This is a genomic window from Sphingorhabdus sp. M41, assembly GCF_001586275.1.
Lineage (GTDB): Bacteria > Pseudomonadota > Alphaproteobacteria > Sphingomonadales > Sphingomonadaceae > Parasphingorhabdus.
In genome coordinates this window covers 3,267,793-3,288,154 of the sequence record NZ_CP014545.1, presented here as the reverse complement: position 1 = coordinate 3,288,154, position 20,362 = coordinate 3,267,793, and the positions used below count along the sequence as shown (strand labels likewise).

The 20,362-nt window shown below is 57.8% G+C and carries 13 protein-coding genes; 5 read left to right on the top strand and 8 right to left on the bottom strand.

The window, feature by feature from the left end; all coding sequences use genetic code 11:
- Nucleotides 1-128 precede the first annotated feature (128 nt).
- Genes AZE99_RS15655 through AZE99_RS15640 form a run of 4 tightly spaced genes read left to right on the top strand, consistent with a single transcriptional unit; the run spans nucleotide 129 to nucleotide 4,283 of the window.
- The gene (locus AZE99_RS15655) at nucleotides 129-872 is read left to right on the top strand and encodes an aspartate/glutamate racemase family protein (protein ID WP_067203052.1); all 744 of its coding nucleotides are present in this window, start codon (nucleotides 129-131) and stop codon (nucleotides 870-872) included.
- Complete coding sequence (locus AZE99_RS15650; protein WP_067203050.1) at nucleotides 872-1,303, top strand: nuclear transport factor 2 family protein; 432 nt, start codon at nucleotides 872-874, stop codon at nucleotides 1,301-1,303. The genes AZE99_RS15655 and AZE99_RS15650 overlap by 1 nt, the downstream gene beginning before the upstream one ends.
- Nucleotides 1,303-1,701: a nuclear transport factor 2 family protein gene (locus AZE99_RS15645; RefSeq protein WP_067203049.1), complete on the top strand. Its 399-nt coding sequence runs from the start codon at nucleotides 1,303-1,305 to the stop codon at nucleotides 1,699-1,701. Before AZE99_RS15650 ends, AZE99_RS15645 begins: the two co-directional genes overlap by 1 nt.
- A gap of 56 nt (nucleotides 1,702-1,757) precedes the next feature.
- Nucleotides 1,758-4,283 carry a TonB-dependent receptor gene (locus AZE99_RS15640; RefSeq protein WP_067203047.1) on the top strand — a complete coding sequence of 842 codons (2,526 nt, stop codon included), beginning with the start codon at nucleotides 1,758-1,760 and terminating at the stop codon, nucleotides 4,281-4,283.
- Between the two features lie 9 nt (nucleotides 4,284-4,292).
- Here AZE99_RS15640 and AZE99_RS15635 read toward each other — a convergent pair whose 3' ends face one another.
- The 6 genes from AZE99_RS15635 to AZE99_RS15610 all read right to left on the bottom strand — a co-directional run bounded on the left by AZE99_RS15635 (nucleotide 4,293) and on the right by AZE99_RS15610 (nucleotide 14,712).
- Nucleotides 4,293-5,678: an efflux transporter outer membrane subunit gene (locus AZE99_RS15635; protein WP_067203045.1), complete on the bottom strand. Its 1,386-nt coding sequence runs from the start codon at nucleotides 5,676-5,678 to the stop codon at nucleotides 4,293-4,295.
- Nucleotides 5,679-5,684: 6 nt separating this feature from the next.
- On the bottom strand, nucleotides 5,685-6,848 hold the full coding sequence (locus tag AZE99_RS15630; RefSeq protein ID WP_067203043.1) for an efflux RND transporter periplasmic adaptor subunit: 1,164 nt from the start codon (nucleotides 6,846-6,848) through the stop codon (nucleotides 5,685-5,687).
- Complete coding sequence (locus tag AZE99_RS15625) at nucleotides 6,845-9,949, bottom strand: efflux RND transporter permease subunit (RefSeq protein ID WP_067203042.1); 3,105 nt, start codon at nucleotides 9,947-9,949, stop codon at nucleotides 6,845-6,847. Before AZE99_RS15625 ends, AZE99_RS15630 begins: the two co-directional genes overlap by 4 nt.
- Before the next feature lie 326 nt (nucleotides 9,950-10,275).
- Complete coding sequence (locus AZE99_RS15620; RefSeq protein WP_067203040.1) at nucleotides 10,276-11,385, bottom strand: glycosyltransferase family 4 protein; 1,110 nt, start codon at nucleotides 11,383-11,385, stop codon at nucleotides 10,276-10,278.
- Between the two features lie 472 nt (nucleotides 11,386-11,857).
- Nucleotides 11,858-12,313, bottom strand: coding sequence for a (2Fe-2S)-binding protein (locus AZE99_RS15615; protein ID WP_067203039.1), 456 nt, complete (start codon nucleotides 12,311-12,313; stop codon nucleotides 11,858-11,860).
- 14 nt (nucleotides 12,314-12,327) lie between these two features.
- The gene (locus AZE99_RS15610; RefSeq protein ID WP_231862643.1) at nucleotides 12,328-14,712 is read right to left on the bottom strand and encodes a xanthine dehydrogenase family protein molybdopterin-binding subunit; all 2,385 of its coding nucleotides are present in this window, start codon (nucleotides 14,710-14,712) and stop codon (nucleotides 12,328-12,330) included.
- Between the two features lie 321 nt (nucleotides 14,713-15,033).
- On the opposite strand from AZE99_RS15610, the gene AZE99_RS15605 reads away from it, so the two are divergent.
- On the top strand, nucleotides 15,034-16,599 hold the full coding sequence (locus AZE99_RS15605) for a tetratricopeptide repeat-containing sulfotransferase family protein (protein ID WP_067203038.1): 1,566 nt from the start codon (nucleotides 15,034-15,036) through the stop codon (nucleotides 16,597-16,599).
- Between the two features lie 107 nt (nucleotides 16,600-16,706).
- On the opposite strand, the gene AZE99_RS15600 is transcribed toward AZE99_RS15605, so the two are convergent.
- Nucleotides 16,707-19,121 carry a TonB-dependent receptor gene (locus AZE99_RS15600; protein ID WP_067203037.1) on the bottom strand — a complete coding sequence of 805 codons (2,415 nt, stop codon included), beginning with the start codon at nucleotides 19,119-19,121 and terminating at the stop codon, nucleotides 16,707-16,709.
- A gap of 191 nt (nucleotides 19,122-19,312) precedes the next feature.
- Complete coding sequence (locus tag AZE99_RS15595; RefSeq protein ID WP_082788417.1) at nucleotides 19,313-20,302, bottom strand: sterol desaturase family protein; 990 nt, start codon at nucleotides 20,300-20,302, stop codon at nucleotides 19,313-19,315.
- Nucleotides 20,303-20,362: the final 60 nt, after the last annotated feature.

The window sequence follows — 20,362 nt, the reverse complement described above, 5'->3', positions numbered from 1 at the left end:
ATTGGCGGAATAAACAGCGTTGAGCAAGTCTTACACCGAGGGGCAGTTTCCACTTGACGGACAGCAATTGTATACAATAGAACATCAGCAGGGAGGTTTTGCTTCACTATGCCAGAACCGAAATTGCTATGAAGCGGATAAAGGTCATTGTCCCCATCCCGATGGATGAGGCCGGAGTGGCCGCCCGCGCAGAGCAATTGCCCGCTGATTTCATCAGAGATGGCTTTCAGCCCGAATTTGTCGCTGTCCCCTGGGGCGCTGCCCTGGGTGATAGCTATCATGACACTTTGTTAATGGACTGGACCGTCTTTCAGGCTGGCATCAAGGCCGAGGAAGAAGGCTATGCGGGCGTCCTGATCGACACGGTCAGTGACAGCGGCCTGCGCGCACTCCGTTCGCGCCTCGATATCCCGGTGGTCGGTCCCGGCGAAGCGGCCTTTGCCGCGGCGATGATGCTGGGCAAGAAATTCACCGTGCTGACGATGTGGCCGGAATGGTTCCCGCTCTACGAAAAGACGATCACCGAATATGGCTGGTGGGAACGGGTCGCCTCGCTGCGCTCGATCGAGACCCGGCCCGATGTCACCGAATTGCTCGCCGGCAAGGAAGAGGTGATTTTCGACAAGCTCAGGGAAGAAGCGATACTGGCAATGGAAGAGGATGGTGCGGATGTCATCGTGCTCGGTTCGACCACCATGCACCAGTCTGCCCAATATCTGGATGAGAACCTGCCGATCCCGGTGCTCAACCCGGGACAAGTCGCCTATAAATTTCTCGAAACGCTGATCGAGCTTGGCCTGAGTCACAGCAAGAAGGCGTTTCCCGCTCCCGAAGTACCGAAGGACGATGATATCAGAAAGGGATGCTATTAATGGCTGACTGGACCCCCGGCATGGCAGGCCAGGAGCCGCTGCCCTATCCTTTCTATATCGACATCGTGACCAAGCGCTATTTTGACGGCTTCGATAACAAGAATATGACACAGATACTCAACTGTTTCGCGCCCGACGCGGTGCTGCATGAGGCTACCTCGGACACCACCCATAATGGTCGCGATGCGATCAGGGCGATGTTCGAAAAGCTGTTCGCCGATTTCGAGCAGATCTGGCATGGCAATTTTGTCCACACGGCGGACCCGGCAACAAATGCGATCTGCTCGCAGTTCACGGTGCTGATCACCCCCAATGGCGGCGAGCAGCTGCGCTATGAAAATTGCAATCGCTTCTATTGCAAGGACCGGCTGTTCCAGGACGTCACCGTCTATATGAGCGGCGACAATCTGCTGAAGGAGGGAGACGCCTGATGCAATATGAACCCGGCCTCTCCCGCGACGCGCTCATCGAACTGGCGACCAGGACCTATTTCGGCAATGTCGATGCGAAGAATATGCAGGCGGCACTCGACTGTTTCCACGACGGCGCGCTCTTCTGTGTCCAGACTGCCTTTACCCGCCATAGCGGCAAGGCGGAAATCCGGCGGATGTTCGAAGATTTTTTCGATAGTTATAAAATCATCGTCCACCGCGATTTTACCTGTACCGTCGATGAAGCCAATGGCCGGATCACAGCCAGCTTTGTTGCGGAACTGACCGACGCCGATGGCGGGGTAACATTGCTCAACAACACCAATTTTTGGAGAGTCCGGGACGGTAAATTTCAGGAAGTCTATGTCTATATGAGCGGAGCCAATGTGCTCGTTTAAATTTGTTTGACGGGTCAAAAGACCTGCAAATCATTCCATCCAGGGAAGGAAGAAAAATGCGTCGCATCAAAACAGCTCTTTCACTTTCAGCCGGCTTAGCCGCGCTGGTAAGTTTCAATCCGGCTCTCGCCCAAACCGGCGGCGAACAGGATGCCAGCGAAGGCCAGGACAGCAATGTCATCATCGTCACTGCGCGCCGTCAGGATGAATTGCTCGCCGAAGTGCCGGCATCGGTCACGGTGTTTACCGAAGAAATGCTCGACCGTACCGGCGTCCAGCAGGCGGATGAATTTGTCCAGTTGACTGCCGGCGTGACGATTGTCAGCGGCACCGCAGAAGCGGGCGACACCCAGATCAACATTCGCGGCATCAACGGCGCGCGTGATGCCGAAAGCTCGGTTGCGCTGGTGGTTGACGGCATTCTCAAGACCAATACCGCCCAGCTCAACCAGGATCAGGGTACATTGCGCCAGATCGAAATCCTGAAAGGCCCGCAGGGCGCTCTCTATGGCCGCAATGCTGCGGCGGGGGCGATTGTCATCCAGACGCTCAAGCCCGGGGACATATTGGAAGGCGGCGTCAAGCTCAGCGCGGCGGAGGACAATACATATAAGGCGTCCGGTTATATTTCCACACCGATTGGCGACAGCGCCGGTCTGGTGCTGTCGGCATCCTATAACACCAGCGACGGTTTTTATCGCAACAGCTTTCTGAACAACAGAAAAGTGGTCGATGATCAGGAAACCTGGTCGGTCGACGGGCGTTTTGTCGCCGAACTGGGCGATGCGACCGAAATCGACGTGAAAGCGCGCTATGCCGATCTTTCCGGCGCCTCCATCAATTTCAACACCGCTTTCCATCTGCCAAATTTCGCCGGTGTCGATCCGGCCTTTTTTGAAGACGTGAACACGCACGAATTCGGCTATTATTCGAACATCCGTCCGACCAATGACCAGACCACCTTCGAAACATCGGTCAAGCTGACGCATGAATTTGAGGCGATGACGCTTACCGCCTGGGCGCTTTACAGCGATGTCGACCAGGCGTTGACCGCAGACGGCACATCGGCGGATTTCGCGCGCTATACCTTCCCCGGGGCAACGCCGGCGTCGGTAGCGGCGTCGAACAGCTGTTTCGCGACCACGGCGCAATTGACCGGCTTTCCGCTCAATGCACCGACCTTTGTCGGCAACAACCCGATTCCGTTCATTTTTGATCCGGTCAATGGTTCAACTCTCGGCGCTTACAGCCCAACGACTTGTGACGGTACCCAATATCAAATTCGCGAACAGACCGATATCAGCGCCGAAATCCGGCTCGCCTCCAATGGCGACGGGCCGCTGGCCTGGCAGATTGGTGCCTATTATCTGAACATCGACCGCGATGTCGGAGTCAGCCTCGGTGCAGATCTCGGGCAGGGAGTCACCAGACAATTATATAATGACGCGAACAGCAGCAACCCGACTTCGCAGCTGTTTGCCGACAATTTCAACACCAATGTCTATGCCGCCTTTGGTTCGATTGATTATGAAGTTGCCGACAATTTCGATGTCAGCCTGGCGCTGCGCTATGATATCGAGCAGCGGGAAGTTTCCAGCCGGGTGCCACTGGTCACCGATCCGATCACCGGCGGCCCGATCAACCCGGGCCAGGCTTTCGGCGCCATCCCCGATCAGAAGCAGACGTTCAAGGAGCTGCAGCCAAAACTCTCGCTGCGCTATGGTCTGACCGACAATCTGAACTTTTACGCCAACTGGGGTATCGGTTTCAAATCGGGCGGGTTCAACAATCAGGGATCGGCCGCGATCGTCGACCAGAATTTCAACCAGTTCCTTGGTACCAATGTGCTGATCAACGATATTTACCGCAAGGAAACATCGAGCGCTTTCGAGGCCGGTTTCAAGGGATCTGCGGCCAATGACGCGATCACCTTCGATCTGGCCGGCTATTATACCAAAGTCGACGACATGCAGTTCTTCGAATTTTTCGTTGGTGCCTTTGGTCTGCTGCGGGTGGTCTCGAATATCGACAAGGTCGATATTTATGGCATCGAATTCAACGCCAATGCAGAAATTGTCGAGGGCTGGGATATTTTTGGCTCGGTCAATGTCACCGAAAGCGAGATCAAGGCCAATGCCTCCCGTCCCTATACGGTCGGCAACAAGTCACCCCATACCGCAGATTATACGATCAATCTGGGCACACAGATCGTCGCCCCGATCGCGACCAGTTTTGACCTGGTGATGCGCGCCGACTATCGGATTACCGGTCCGACCTGGTTCCATACGGTGCAGGAAGATACCGGTCCGACCCTGTTCAGTGGTCTGTTGCCCGGCTCCGCTCTGGCTCTACCAGCCTTTGTCGGGGATAACGACACGTCTGTTACCCAGCGTGATGCCTTTGGCGTGCTGGATCTGCGTTTCGGACTGGAAGGGGACAATTGGAATGTAACCGCCTTTGCCGACAATCTGCTCGACAAGCGCTATCTCAACGAGGTGATCACCGCGGTTGAATTTGGCGGTTCGTTCATTTCACCCGGTGGTTTGCGCCGCTTCGGTGTCGAAGTCGGATATAAATTCTGACGGCGACGCCTAGGCGCTGAGCGGTTCGTTGCCCAGCGCCAGATGCAGGTTGATACGGTTTTCGATGCGCGCGCGCCGGGCCTCGATTGCACGGGTCTCGGCGGCGATCGCCGTGGTCTGCGAATTGATCAGGTCGAATATCGTTGAACGCCCGTTGATATAGCGGCTGCGGGTCAGGACCACCGCTGCGCCTGCCTCTTCGGCGGCGGTCGCCGTGGCATCGACTTGCCGGGCAAGCGTGGCTTCGGCATCGAGCCGGTTTTCGACTTCCTGATATGCGGTGAGCGTCGCCTGGGCATAATCGAACAATGCCGAGCGCGCTTGCTCTCCTTGCCGGTCCGCTTCGGCGAGCAGCGCGCCGCCCCGGAACAGCGGCTGCAGCAGCCCGCCGGTGATTGCATTGATATAGGTGCCCGGATCGAAAAGGTCGCCGAAATTACCGGCAGAGCTATTGGCGTCGAAGCGCAGGTTCAATTGCGGAAACATGGCGTGGCGGGCCTCCCTTGCCCGGAGGCCCGCAGCAGCCACCCGCGCTTCGGCTGCAATCAGATCGGGACGATTTGCTAGCACCGATACGGGCGCGGTCACGGCGGGAAACGAGGCCGGGGTGATCAGGGCAGATGCGCCCCTCGCTTCACCCGCCGGGTAGCGGCCGGTCAGCACCTCCAGTGCTCGCGCGCTATTGGCCGAAGCGCGCACCGCCGCTTCCAGCCGGTCTTCGCTGTTCGACACGGCGACTTGCGCCAGCCGGACGTCGAGGCGGGAGGCGAGCCCGGCGCGGAACCGTGCATTGGTGATGCGCAGCGTATCCTTGCGTCGTTCCAGATCGCGAATGCCGAGATCATAGGTGAGTGCCGCGGCGCTGCGATCATACCAGGCACGGGCGACACCAGCGGCGAGCGCCTGTCTGGCCGCGGCAAAATCTGCGGCGGCGGCGCGCGCATCGGCATTGCCCGCCCCGGCCAGCGCCAGATTGCGGCCCCAGATGTCAATTTCCCAGCTCGCTGCCAGAGACCCGTCATAGACGGTTGCGGCATTCTCGGCATCGGTCACCGAGCCTGACAGATCGACTTGCGGAAACAGACCGGCGCGCGACACCCGCATCGCCGCCCGCGCTGCCCGCAATTGCGCCAGTACCGACTGCAGATTGCGGTTATGGGCAAAGGACTCTCGCACCGCCTGTTCCAGTGTCTCATCAGAGAAGGAGCGGATCCAGCCGTCCGGGTAAAGCGGTGCGATGTCGCCATCATTGTCACTGATCGTCGCCAATTCGGGACGCGATGACCAATTGTCCGGCGCATCGGGAACAACGGTCCGGTCGAGGTCCGGGCCTCCGCGAATGGCGCAGGCCGACAGCAGCAACAGCAGGCTAATGGAAACAAGATTTCGGTTCATGCGATCCTATCCCGCCGACTTTTTGGCGATGGCTGCAGCATTTTCTTTGTCTTTGTCATCCCATGTCACCGGCTGGCCGTCGCGCAGCCGTTCGCCTCCGCGCACCACGATCAGATTACCGGCGGCAATTTTTCCGGAGATGGCGACACGGTCACCGTCCGGCTCCCCGACCTGCACGTCGATCCGCTTGGCAGTCTTGTCCTTGGGGTTGACGACATAGACAAATATGCCGCTGTCGCGCAGCACCAGCGCATCGCGCGGTGCCGTGAGCACCTGGCGTTCAATCCCGGTCGGCACGGTGATCGAGATCGCGCTGCCCATTTTCAGATTGTGGCTGCCCATCGGCGCGCGCACTTCCAGCGTCCGGCTGACCTCGTCGCCGGTTTCGATGACCGAGCGGATGCGCGAGGTCCGTGATTCGCCATTGGCGAGAATATTGATCTCCTGACCCGCAGCGAGTGACCCGGCACTGGCTATCGGTATGCGCACGCGGGCTTCCGATCCGGTCCGGCCGATGATACGGGCAATTTCCCGGCCTGGCGTTGCATATTCGCCGACCTCGATCTTGCGTTCAACCAGCTGTCCGGCAAAGGGGCTGCGGATACGGGTGCGGGACAAATCAAAATTTGCTGTCTCCAGCGCGACTTTTGCAGCCGCCAATCGCGCCCGGGTCTGGTCGCGGGAGGAAGCGGCTTCATCCAGTGATGCTTCGGACTCGGCCTCTTCCTTGAGCAATTGTTGCAGCCGTCCCACCAGCCGGTTCTGATAGGTCAGTTCGGTCTGCAATCGCCGGACTTCCGCTGCTGCCTGATCGCGAGCGAGCCTGGCGCTGCGGCTGTCGATCACCGCGATGACCGTGCCCTTGCCGACGCGAGCGCCGATGTTGAGAGTGGACTGGATTCGACCGGCAACTTCCGAGGCCACGATCGAATCGCGATCAGCGACGATATCGCCGGGTGCGGTGAAATTGGGAGTCAGTGCAGTCTGCTCGATCTTGGCCAGCGTCACAATCGCCGGCGGCGGCCCGCCCTGACCCGGACCGTCCTGCTGGCCGTCCGCCGGGCTGGATATAAAGAATAGAAAATAGGCCAATGCGGCGAGCAGAGCGGCTCCGCCGACCGCAATCCAGCGAGCATTTTCTTTGACAAGATCGGGTAGGGCAAGGGTCATTCTGCAGGCTCCAAAACAGGTCCGCCGGACATTTTCTTCTGCGGTTCGCGCTCGTCAGGACGGGATTTTCTGGCGCCGCCCAGCTGGATCAGCGCTGGCAGCAAGACCAAAGTGAAGATGGTGGAAACAAGGACGCCACCGACGATGATGACGGCCAGCCCGCGATAAATGGCGCTGCCCGGGCCGGGCACCAGCGCCAGCGGCAACATGCCAATGACAGAGGTGCCAGTGGTCATCAGTATCGGGCGCAGCCTTAGCCTGAGCGCTGTCCGGGCCGCTTCCGAGCGGGTCATGCCGTCGGCCTCGCAGTCGCGGGCCTGGGCCATCAGCAGGATTGCATTATTGACCACGATCCCGAGCAGGATCACAAAGCCGATCATGCCGAGCAGATCGAGCGGTGTCGGCTTGAACAGATTCAGGATCTGGATTCCGATCACGCCGCCAACGGTTGCCAGCGGCAGGGCAATGATCACCAGAGCTGAATCCCAAGCAGACCGGAAAACCGATGCCATAATAACAAACAGCAGGGCTGCGGCCAGAATGAAATTGCTGCTCAGCGAGGATATGGCCTGCAGCAAGGCATCGGCATCGCCACCATAGCGCAGGGTACCGCCGGCGGTCAGCGCGTTGCGGATAGGTCCTTCGGCTGAAGTTTCTATTTTTTCCAGCGCATCGCCCAGCGCCATTCCCGGTGGCGGGGCGACATTGATGGTCAGGGTTTTCCGGCCGTCGACATGGGCGATCTGGGTCGGTCCGACACCGCGCAACAGGGTGGCGACCTCGCCCAGCGGCACGGCCCCGCCATTGGGGGTAACGATCGGAGCGCTTTCGATTGCTTCCGGATCGGCGGCTTCCAGGCCCCGCATGATCACGCGCATCCGCTCGCCATCCGATACATATTCGCCGAGATAGAGTCCGTCTCCCATCGCCCGCACCGCGCGGCCAACCTGATCGCGGGTCATGCCCAGTTCGGCGATCCGCCGGTCATTGGGCGTCAGCCGCAATTCGGGCACAACGACATTCGGATCGGGATTCGGCCGGACCATCGCGCCGGGAATGGCGGCGTTGATCGAGTCCGTGGCCACCAGAGCGGCCTGTCGCAGTGCTTCGTCGTCTTCGGCCTGGAGATAGAGTTCAATACTGCCGTTGCCGCCAAAATTGCCGAACAGGCTGCCTTGCTGGGCAAAGGCCTGGACGTCGGGGAAACCGGCTAGAATCTCGTTGTTGACGATGTCGGTCATCTCTTCGATCCGGGACTGGTCCTTGATCCTGATGCCGGTGTTCAGACCCCATGGATTGACGAACAGATAATAGTTGAGCAGCTCGGGCTGCTTCTCACCCGTGAGATAGGGGTCCAGTCGCTGCACGACCTCTTCGGCGATTTCCGAGCGCGCCGCTTCCAGCGTCTGCCCCGAAGGCAGGCCGACCCAGGCATCCACCGCATCGCGTTTGACGTCCGGCAGATAGTCGGTCTGCGGCCAGAGAAAATAGGAGATCAGCAAGGGAGCGAGAATGAGGCCGGGAATCCAGATTCTGCGTTTCCGGTCCGTGTCGATCAGGCTGAACAGCCTGTCAGCATAGCCGTCCCAGCGGCGTTCATTGTCATCCATGTCGAGATCGCCCCCGAAATGGCGCGCGGCGGCTGGCAATACGGTCACCGCAACAATCAGACTGGCGATCACCGATATGGCGATGGTCAATGCCAGATCAGCGAACAGCTGTCCCTCGACATCCTGGATGAACATGATCGGGATGAAGATTGCCACTGTCGTGGCCGTGGAGGCGAATAGCGCTGGCCAGACCTGCGACACGGCTTCCAGTGCTGCCGGGCCCGGCGCCGTTCCCTGCTTTCTGATCCGCACGAAATTTTCCATCACCACGATCGCGGCATCGAGCACCATGCCGGTTGCAAAGGCGAGACCGGCAAGCGAAATGACGTTGATTGACCGCCCCGCCATGCCCAATACGGCAAGCGTGGTAAGCAGGCAGATCGGTACGGTGGCGGCAATGATCACCGTTGCTCTGGCGCGCCGGACGAATAGCCAGAGCAAGCCGACCGCGAGCAAGGTTCCGAGGAGCAGATTGCCACCGAGAAAGGACAGGGCCCGCTTGATGAACACCGACGGGTCGAAGCTTTTTTCGATCCTTGCCCCGATTGTCCGCAGCTCGTTCTGGTTGAAAGTCTCGACTTCGCCGAGCACCGCGTCGATCGCGTCCAGCGTATTGCTGCCCGGCTCGCGCAGGACCCGCATGCCGATTGCCGGATTGCCGTTCTGATAGGTCGCTCCAAAGGCCTTGTCCGGTCCGACATTGATATCGGCGACATCGCGCATCCGGATGACCGTCGTTCCGCGCTGGGCAACGGTCAGGTCGCCGATCTGTTCGGCGGTGAAATTGCCCTGGAAACGCAAGGCATAGCCGCGGCGACCGACATCCACCGTGCCGCCGCCGACATCCTGAAAGCGACCCACCGCGCGGGATAGTTCCTCGATCGTGAGATTGAGCTGGGCGAGCCGCCAGGGATCGAAGCGGATGCGCAATATCCGTTCACCGGTCGGTGCCTCCAAATCGACGCCTTGCACGCCCTCTATGGTTTCCAGCTTGGGAATGATCGTGTCGCGGGCTAATCTGGCGAGCGCCTCGCTGTCCATATTGCTGTCCGGCAGCGCCTGCAGAAACAGATAGATCAGGGATTCCCCCTGCTGACCGCCACCGCCGCCGACGATCGGCCGATCGGCATCCAGTGGCCAGTTGCGCACCTGCTGCGCCCGGCTCGACACTTCGGCAAAGGCCTTGTCCATATTGGTGCCGAGCGCAAATTCCAGATTGAACCAGACATTGCCATTGTTGGACCAGCTGTTGATCGTTTCCAGCCCCGGTATGCCGCGTAGCTGTTCTTCGATAGGGATCGTGATTTCCGATTCCATTTCCTTGGGGCTGGCGGCGCGCCAGTTGGCCTGCATGGAAATTTGCGGCCGCTCGATATTCGGGAAGAGTTGGATCGGTGTGGTGAAGGCGGAGACGATTCCGATCAGCGCGATCAGGGCCAATCCGGCGGCAATGGCTGCGGGATAGCGCAGCGCGAGATTGGTCAGCGTCATGATCTGGCCGCCCCGGCAAAAATGCCGGCAATATGTCGCTCTTGGCTATCCCTCATCCAAGCCTCTCCCGTCCCAATAGCGGTAAAATCGCTTTCAGGGAGAAGGCCTAAGGTAACAAAAGTAACCTGATGAGCGCCTTTCGACCAAATCGGAGCGGCGTTCGATGAACGTCAATGGCGCAAATGCCATGATTTCGGTGAACCGGAGACCGGACGGCGCCTCCCTTCTGAGTCGATTTTTGCTAGGAACAAGCGGTTGTCCGAACTGTCGGCGTGCCGGATCAGCTCTGGTCCCGGGGTCGGGATGACGGCAGTCGGTCGACTAAACTAGATTCGTGATGGTTCGCCTTGCGCAGCCTGATGGGCGGCGTCATCGGCGAACAGTTTCTCGTAGACATGAATCGTCTGTTCCGCAATTTCCTCCCACTGCGGAAAGCGATCTTTGGCGACCCGGAATGCATCGGGATTGGCGTGGGCGCGGTTGAGCGCGCTCACCATGCTCCGGATATTGCCCGGACTGAAATAATGTTTGGCATTGAGACGGAGGTCCCGGTTTTCCGGCAGATCGCTCAACAATAGCGGACAGCCAAAACTAATTGCTTCGAGCAAAGTATTGGAATGGCCTTCTCGGATCGACGGGTTCACGAAGATTCGCGCACCGCGATAGAGCGGAGCCAGTCCTGATCGCGGCAGACTGCCGAGCATCACTATCCTTGGATCACCCAGTGCCACGATTTTCTTGCGATCCGCGTTTTTGTCCCATTCGCCGACGATCACCAGCTGCATCTGCGGATGGCTTTTGGCAAAGACGCGAAAGGCAGAAATCAGGCGGTGGATATTCTTCTTTTGCGATATCTGGCCGACAAAAAGCATATAATCGCCTTCGATGGGCGCGCGCGAGTCGTCCGGGAAATTCTCGGCCCGGTCCAGCGCGTTGCCAATGACATGGATATTCTGGATCTTGCCGGATGCGGCCAATTTTTTGGCTAGTGCGGGCGTGACGGCGATAATCTTGTCGGCCCAGCGCAATTGATATTGAGCGCATCGCATGGTCCATTTTCTCGGCCCGCTCCACGGATGGGCATGGCAGTCAGCCCCGTAGCGCACCACGATTTTGCAACCGATCAGCTTGTAAGCCCAAAGCAGCACTGCAGCTTCCAGGCAGGTAAAATGGACGATGTCCGGTCGCATCCGGAGTGCCTTGACCAACGTTGCCAAAATATAAAGCAGTCGGTCGATTTTCAGGAAACCCAAAGACGGAGCGCGCCAGAGGGAAACGCCGCGATACTGGCCGGTCTCGATATAGGGTTTCACGCCAGCGATGCACACTTTCCAGCCGCGGCTGGCAAGGAGCGGAAAGAGCCGTTCCGCATTTTTTTCCACGCCGCCCTCGACATCCGGAATGCCACGAGCGCCGATCACCAATATTGTTTTCACTATCTGTTTTCCTGCTGGAGCCAGAATTTGGGCTCATATCGCACCAGGGTGGTTAACAAATTCAAGTGTGATCAGGTTAGTTGGCCGTTTAAGACAAATATTCACATCGAATATCGGCATTTTACTATAGAATTTTACCAGTTCTTTTGCGGCAAGGCTTTGATTGGATTATAAAAACAGCAATAAGGACACTGTTTGAACCATGATATGGCTATAGCTGTTGCTGCTATCCGTATCGCGAGAGTGAAGGGCCGCATCTTGTTGCGAGACTCCGGTCAGCCAATGGCCGCAACAGGAATATTAGGTCGGAAGCGCTGGCGGGACGAGTCGAAGATTGATCATCCCCTCATGTTCGACTTTTGGTCGATTTGCCTAAGCGAGCCGCTTTACGATCCGAAGTGGTCTTTCCAAAGATCTTGCCTCGTTCCTGACAGGGGCCATTTGCCGCGCTCTGTTCACTCTCTTCAAAGGGCTAGAGTTTCCCTGCCGCCTGTTTGATCGCACGCCTGATGCTCATATAGGTCGCGCATCGACAGAGATTGCCACTCATTGCGGCGTCAATATCGGCATCCGTCGGACTGGGGTTTTCGGCAAGCAAAGCGGTTGCCGCCAATATCTGACCGGATTGGCAATAGCCGCATTGGGGTACATCATTCTCGACCCATGTCTCGCGGATCACGTCCGCAGCGGCTCCTGCCAAGCCCTCGATCGTTGTGATCTTGGCATTGTCGAGACTGTCATGCGGCGTGATGCAGGCCCGGGTGGGCGCACCGTCGACATGAACCGTGCAAGCGCCACATTGCGCTATGCCGCAGCCGAATTTGGTGCCGGTCATTTCGAGATGATCGCGCAATACCCAGAGCAAGGGTGTGCCTGCGGCCGCATCAACCGTCTCCTTCTTGCCGTTTATGTTCAATATGGTCGCCATGATATGCTCCTCAATCAGCTTTTGGTGATTGCCGAAAGGTCCAGTTTGTCGCGATTTGGCCCGATCAGCGGCAGGGTCCTGAAACGCTGTCCGGTTGCATTGAAAATCGCATTGGCCAGCGCCGGTGCCGCAGGCGGCGTCGGCGGCTCGCCTACGCCCGCAGGCGGGCTGCTGGATGCGATGATTTCGACTTCGAAAATTCTCGGCGCCTCGCTCATCCGCATGACTCGCCAAGTCGGGAAATTATCCTGCACCACAGCACCATTTTTGGCGGTGATCTCCCCGTACAGAGCGTTCGACAGGCCAAAGATTGTTCCGCCTTCCATTTGCGCTCTTGTGTGACGGGGATTGATGACTGTTCCGGCATCAACCGCCAGCCATATGCCGGGAATGGTCAGCGTTCCGTCCGCTGTCACCTTCACCTCGATCACGGTCGCGACATAGGTGAGAAATGACCGGTGGACCGCGATGCCCAGACCGTGCCCATCGGGAAGTTGCCGTCCCCATTTGGCCATTTTGGCGGCTTGCCTGGCGACCTTGGCCAGACGGCCGGTGTCGATGGGATAGTCTGCACTCGCCCCACCATAATTCTTGAAGCTTGCCTGCTCTGCATTGGGATCGACCAGCCTGGGTTCGCCGATCAGTTCGAGCAGATAGTCCTTCTGGTCGCGCCCCGCGGCATGCGCGATTTCCGCGGCAAAGCTCTGGACCGCGAAGGCGTGGTAGATATTGGCAACAGACCGCAACCAGCCGATACGCAAATGGCCCTTGGCAGTGCCGGATTCGACTTGCAAATTCGGGATCGCGAACGGAACATCGGTCGCGCCCATGCCCATTTCACCATCGGATGGCGCGTCCATGCCGGCGTTGAATGTCGAACCAATGGGCGGGAATACAGAGCGATGACGATAGGTGATACATTTGCCTTCACCATCCAGCCCGGCTTCAAGCCTTTGCGCGCTCGCGGTATGATAGAAGCCATGGCGGATCTCATCCTCCCTGGTCCATGTCACCTTGACCGGCTTGCCCACTTGCCGCGCCAACAGAGCCGCCTCGACTACAAAATCCGGTTTGGATTTGCGCCCGAACGCGCCACCCAGCCAGGTGGCGTTGACGGTTATATTTTCCTTATCGATGTCCAGCAAATCGGCCAATGTCTGCCGGGTCGCCTGCGGATCCTGCACACAGGCCCAGCATTCGAGCTTCTCACCGGTCCAGCGCGCGGTAGCTGCAGGAGGTTCCATCGGCGATTGCGAGAGATGGGGGGTATAATATTCGGCGGCGATGATTTTGTCGGCAGCAGCCAGCGCTGTCCCGACATTGCCCCGGCTGCGGCGAATGGTGCCGGGCTGCCTCGCCTTTGTTTCCATTGCCCGGCGAAATTTGGCTGAGTCATAATCGGCATTGGGTCCGTCAAGCCATTCGACCTCCAGCGCATTTCGTCCCTGGATCGCCGCCCATGTATCGACCCCGATTACCGCTACACCGCCGAGCGGCTGAAACATTGCGGGCGGCTTCGCATCCGGCAGCTTCACTATTTTCAGAACACCGGGAATGGCCAGCGCCCTGACGTCTTCGACCGTGCCGGTTCGGCCAAAGACCTGGGGTGGCCTGGCTATGACGGCGTGGACCATGTCCGGCACATTGACATCAATGCCAAATGTCCCTTCCCCTCTGGTGATCTTCGGGACAGTCAGCGAAGATATGTCCTGGTTTATGAAGCGCCAGTCCTTCGGCTCCTTCATGACAATATCGGATTCTGCCGGAACCTGCAGCTTGGCGGCAAGCCCGGCCAGATTGCCGTAGGACAGGATATCGCCATTTTCGCTGTTCGAGACTTTGCCTGCAGCGGCGCTACACCGAGCAGGGTCCAGTTTCCAATATAGGGCCGCAGCAGCGACCAGCATTTGTCTCATCGCCGCGCCAGCCAGCCGCAGCCGGTGAAAATTATAGCGAACCGAACGCGATCCGTCCGTATTCTGGTCGCCATAGCGTTCATGACCTTCGGCCTGAACGATTGTGACATTTTCCCAGTCCGCCTCCAGTTCATCGGCAATTATCTGCGCCATGGCGGTCCAGATTTGCTGCCCCATTTCCGAGCGATGGCAGGTAATCCTGACCGTGCCATCTTTTTCAATCGCAATCCATAATGCGGGCGTCGCATCGCCCCCTTCCACATCGGTAAGCGGGCTGGGACCTGCTTCGGGAATATCCATAGCATTCGCATCGATGACGGGTTCCGTGCTGCCGGAACATCCCGCCAACGTCACAGCGACAACCAACAGGCCGGCTCCAGCAACGAATCCGCGGCGCGTAAGATTGACAATGGCAGGGGACTGTTCGGCCCCCATCGGATTTTTCTCCTGCCAGGGATTGATTCCAATCTCTTCCAGGAACATTTCAAACCTCTTCAAATATGGCCGTAAAACAGGATATTATCGATCCGCGCGCTATGTTGACTCAACCTATCATAATTTATTACGAAAAGAAGGTTATTTATTACGGCCAGGTGATCGATTGCATGTTTCTTCGCCCTGCTTGCTTGTGATCGGCCGGGGCAAATCCTGACGGCGGTGGCTGTTCGGAGCAGCCAGTTTGCTTTGACAGTGCCCGTTTAGCGACTAATAAGAAAAGCCAATGGAATATCTAGCAGTGCAATCCCGATCGACGCATCCGGAGCCAGCCATGGTCAACAACAATCCCTGGATTGCGATCCCGTCTTGACGCCGGAAGCGCAAGCGAGGGAAGCCTTGAAGCGCGGCGATATACCGGCTGCTGCGGCCGCTGCCAAAGCCATGATATCGGCGGACGAGGATGAGCCTGCAGGTTATTTCCTGCTGGGGATTGCTGCCGCCGAAGCCGGTCAGATCGGCAAAGCCATACCGCTTGTCGAGGCTGCGGTAGAGCGCGGACCCGAGGCGGAACATCTGGCACAGCTGGCGAAGCTGCTGATCCTGCTGCGGCGTGACGGCGAAGCCGCTGCTGCCGCACGAAAAGCGATGGCCATGAAGCCTGGCGACGCGCGGACATGCGATACGATCGGCTGCGTTTTCACCCGGCTCGGAGACCATGAGGGTTCGGTTGAGCCTTTCAGATCTGCGGTTGCGGCCGACCCGGACAATCTCGACTATCGTTACAATCTTGCGGCGGCGAGCAGCTTCACCGGGCGGATTCAGGATGCCCTGACTCATTACGAGGCCATTCTCGCTGCAGATCCCGGCAATGCGCGGGCCCATTATGCCCTCGCTATCGCGTCCCGCCAGACTGCAGATGTCAACCATATATCCAGATTGAAAACCGCTCTCTCCGAGTCTCAAAAACCGGGTGACGGTCTGCGCATTCGTTATGCGCTGGCAAAGGAACTGGAAGACATCGGCGACCCTGAGGCATTCACCTATCTTGCCGCTGCCAATGACGAGCACAAGCGTTCGCTACGATATGATTTCGCTCAGGACGACGCGATTTTCGACGCGATCGAAACCCTGTTCACTGAGCCCAGGTGTAAAGCCTTGCCCGGCGCAGGAAATCCCGAGAAAGCACCGATCTTCATAGTCGGAATGCCCCGCACCGGAACGACGCTCGTCGATCGAATTCTCTCTTCCCATCCCGATGTGGAATCGGCGGGAGAAATGCAAGCCATGCCGCTTGCGGTCAAGCGGCTGGCGGCCACATCATCGCGTACCGTCATTGATCCGGCGACGGTCATGGCAAGTTGCGACATTGATCCGGCCAAGATTGGTGACCTCTATCTCGCCCAGGCCGGTCACCATCGGCATGAAGGTACCGCACGGTTTACAGACAAGCTGCCGGCCAATTTTCTCTATATCGGTCATATTGCACGCGCGCTGCCGCATGCGAAAATCGTCTGTCTGCGCCGCAATCCGATGGATACGGTCTGGAGCAACTACAAGAATCTTTTCGCCAGCCAGTCCGCATATTACGCCTATTCATACGATCTGCTCGACACGGCACGCTATTATGAGCGCTTTGATCGGCTGATGGCGATGTGGGACAGGTTGTTTCCTGGTCTGGTGCTGCAGCTATCCTACGAAGCGCTGGTCGCGGATCAGGAAGGACAGACCCGGCTGCTGCTGGAACATTGTGACCTCGAATGGAATGAATCCTGCCTGACGTTCCACGAAAATAGTGCGGCCGTGGCGACGCCCAGCGCCGCACAGGTTCGGCGTCCCATCAATGCGGACGGAGTCGGCAAATGGCGCACGCACGAAGCGGCATTGCAGCCGGCACGCATCTTTTTCGAGCAGCATTCCATCCCGATAGACTAGAGTGACGCTGCGCCGGTGGGCCCGAAGCGAAACCTGTCGCCAATATGGCAAGGGCACCTGTCGTGTCCGACAGGTGCCCTCTCCCCTTCATGCGTGAACGCAGACGGTCAGAACTTGATCCGTCCCTCGAGGCCGACGGTGCGCGGATTGACGATGGCCTGACGATAGAAGCGCACGGCGACACCGTCATTGACGCCAATTCGTGAGCGATCATTGGCGACCGAGACAACTGCATATTTGTCGAAAACATTGTCGACAAACAGGCCGAGAGTGAAGCGTTCGGTGTCATATGAGATCGAAGCGCGGTTCAGGATATAGCTCGGTATCTTGTCTCCATAGGCGCGATCCCAACCAATCCGGGACACGACATTCCCGCGATAGGTTGCAGTCCAGTTCGCGATCAGATCGCCATCCATAACCGGCGTGACATAGGTTACACCGAGGCTGGCTGTGTTCTTGGCCGAGCCGGGCAGGCGATCGCCTGCCAGAGCGTCGAGTTGAACAAACCGGTTGGAATAGTCACCCGGTGTCTCGCGAATGGTGATGATACCGGGCACGTCCTCTGTCAATTTGGCGTCGGTATAGGAATATGTTCCCTGGATCGACAGCTCAGGAGTGGGCTTGAACCGGAACGACGTCTCGAAACCTTTCGACTCTGCTGAACCGCCGTTCACGGTGATACCGGTCGCGCCATAGAGCGTAGACGAATTCACCTGAATCCCTTGCCATTTGACCTGGAAGACATTGAAGTTGAACGACAACATGTCGTCAAACAATTGCGCCCGCATGCCAAGTTCGATATTCTTGGTCGTATCCGGTCCATATTGCAGTTCTTCGGGCAGGGCACAGATGATCTGCTGACCGGGCGTAATATTAGCCGGGCAAGGTGCGACACGGTTCGGACCGCCAATACGATAGCCCTTGCTGTAGGTGAAATAGGCCATCAGGTCCGGGGTGAAATTATAGGAAGTGTTGAGTTTCCACACCCAGCCGTCTTCCCCAGCATCTCCGCCGTTGACAGGCAGATCATATGGACTGAGCGGGTCTCCCAGCACCGGCAGGGCGGCCGCGCCGGCGATCGTGGAGCTATATTTGAAGTAGCGCGCTCCGGCAGTGACCTGCCATTCAGGCGTAACCTCGAACGTGCCTTCTCCGAAGATCGCCTTCTCGGTCACTTTCGAGGTAACATAGCTGACATATTCTAGCGCTTCCGGATTGTTTACCGCGTCCACCCACGGGTGGTTTGGTATATGTTCGGCATAATCGCTCTGATATTCATTCTCGTTGTAAAAGCCGCCGAGCACCCAGCTGAATGGTCCACCATGTCTGGACACGAGGCGGATTTCCGCGTTCTTCTGCTTGCGTGTGGTATCTGACTCATTCCAGGCTGCGAAAGCGGGGAAGAGTTCATAATCGTAATCAAGGTCGAGCAGCAGGTCGGTTACGTCACCTTCGCCCCGATATTTGACTTCGGTATAGGCGCCTGTGGCGACGATATCGAAGATATCCGCGACATTGGCGTTGACTTCGGCACTGACCAGATGAGCATCGCGCTTGACCGGTTCAGTGAAACGGCTCGCATTCTCGTAGCGCCCGGTCCCGAGCACGCCAGCACTGTTTGATTGCCCGCCCCCAGTCTTTGTCTGCTGATATGCGTAGGTAAGAATCAGCTTCAGGTCTTCGCTGGTCTGTAGCAGCAACTGGTTGCGCGTAGTGAATGTCCGTTCGTAATTGAGATCCTTCTCCCTGGTGAGATTTGCTGCATAGCCGTCGGCAGAGATGCTGTCGGGACCGTCCGGTTGCGGAAGCGATACACCCGGCTCTTTGACCAAGGTGGTATAATCGATGAAGCCGGGATCGAAATAATAGCCCGTGGCCGAACGGAATGCGACGTGATCCTCCACGATCGGAATGTTGATCATACCGTCAACCTGGACACCGAAGGAGTCGCTGTGAGACTTGGCGTAGACGCGGCCGTGCGCTTCTCCTTCGATCTCGGCTGCATTGGGGCGGTTTGGAATGTAACGGATCGCGCCGGCCAATGTACCGAGCCCATAGAGCGTCCCTTGCGGCCCGAGCAGCGTCTCGACGCGCTCGATATCGATTAGCTTGAAGTCATAATAGAGTGGCACTTCGCCCAGATAGATGCCCAATGCGTCATCATAGGTGTTACCGGCATCGCCTACGCCCGATGCATTGAGGCCACGCAGGACGATCGAACCAGTCGAGCCCGGGCCCGTGTCCGAAATCGTCAAACCGGGCGTGAAATCTGCGAGATCGCGCACGTCGTCGATCCGATTGCGTTCAAGGTCTTCGGCACTGACAACCGAAATATTGACGGGCGTTTCCATGAGTGTTGTCGCTCGCCGCGTCGCGGTAACGATAATCATATTGTCGGCACCGGCATCGTCTGCCGCCATATTCTCCGACATTTCCTGTGCGAAAACAGGTGTGGCAACGATAGTGCTGGTCAACATTGTTGCTGAAAGCAGGCCCAGCTTGAGTCTTGCGTCCTTTATCATTATTCTTATCCCTCATTTTAAATGCCCCCGCGGGCCAGACGTACGTCGTTCATCCTGCGACTTTGTCTTGAGGATCTTCCAGGTTGCCTGCTTACCGTTATTCGGCTTTCAAGCTGGCAATTCTGAAATTGCGGTTATGATTCCGCCCGATTTTTGCGATCCCGAACTTACTTTTCTACGCTTTCTCCTCCTTAAATATCGGCCGACGATGGTTTGCCGCGCCTGGCCTTGAATCTGTTGATCAGTGGTTGGAACGGGAAGATGAACTGTTCGTAGATCGACAGCCGTTTGCGATCATCCTGACCCACCTCTTTGGATTCCCCTTCGCGAAACGTGCCGAAAATCCGGTCGAGCAAGATCAGGGAATTGCCGTAATTGCACCGCGTATCCTCGTAGCTCAGCGCCGTGTGGTGGAGGCTGTGATGCCGGATGGTGGTGAAGACATAGGAATAGAACAAGGGCGGGTCCGAGCGCACATTGGCATGGGCAAAAGTGGACACCACGGTGAGCACATTGAAGCCGCAGAACAGCGCAGCCGTGTCCAGATCGAAGATCGCAATGACGCTGAGGCTGATCAGGAACAGCTCGATCGGATTTCCGACAGACCCTTTCATGGCATTGAGCTGGGTAATGTGGTGATGCGGCGCGTGGGTAAGCCAGGCCGGGTACCAGTCGTGCATCAGCCTGTGCATCCAGTACTGGCCGAATTCATACAGGAAGATCACCAGGGCGACCTGCAACAGGAACGGCATCTGCATCGCCCATTCGGTGCTGATGCCGATCGATTCCTTGAACGAGGCCAGCGGCTTGTCCGCAAGCGTCTCCGTCGCCCACCCGATCGCGGTATATTGGAGGGTCAGGTAGAAAAGATCTGTGGCGAATTCCTTGCGCGTCAGACGCCAGCCTTCGTGGCGTTCCAACACTTGTTCCAGACCCAACACAAAAAAGCTGATTGCAAGGCCGGCCACTACAATGGACCAGGGACTCTCGGTCACCGATGCCGGCGCAAACCACCAGAACATGACGACGGCTACCAGAGTCGCGGGAGGTATAAGGTTGATCACCGTTCGCTTGACCGGGCTCTCGTTCGGATTGCGTTCGGATATTGTGCTTGAATAAGAGGCTGCGGCGCTGGCCGGTGCATTTTCTGATATTGTGTCGCGATCTGACGGTCGACCCATAGAAAACCTCCTATCAAGCCGGAAATCGGCTTAATGCCTCAGGTTTTCTTCCCCCATATG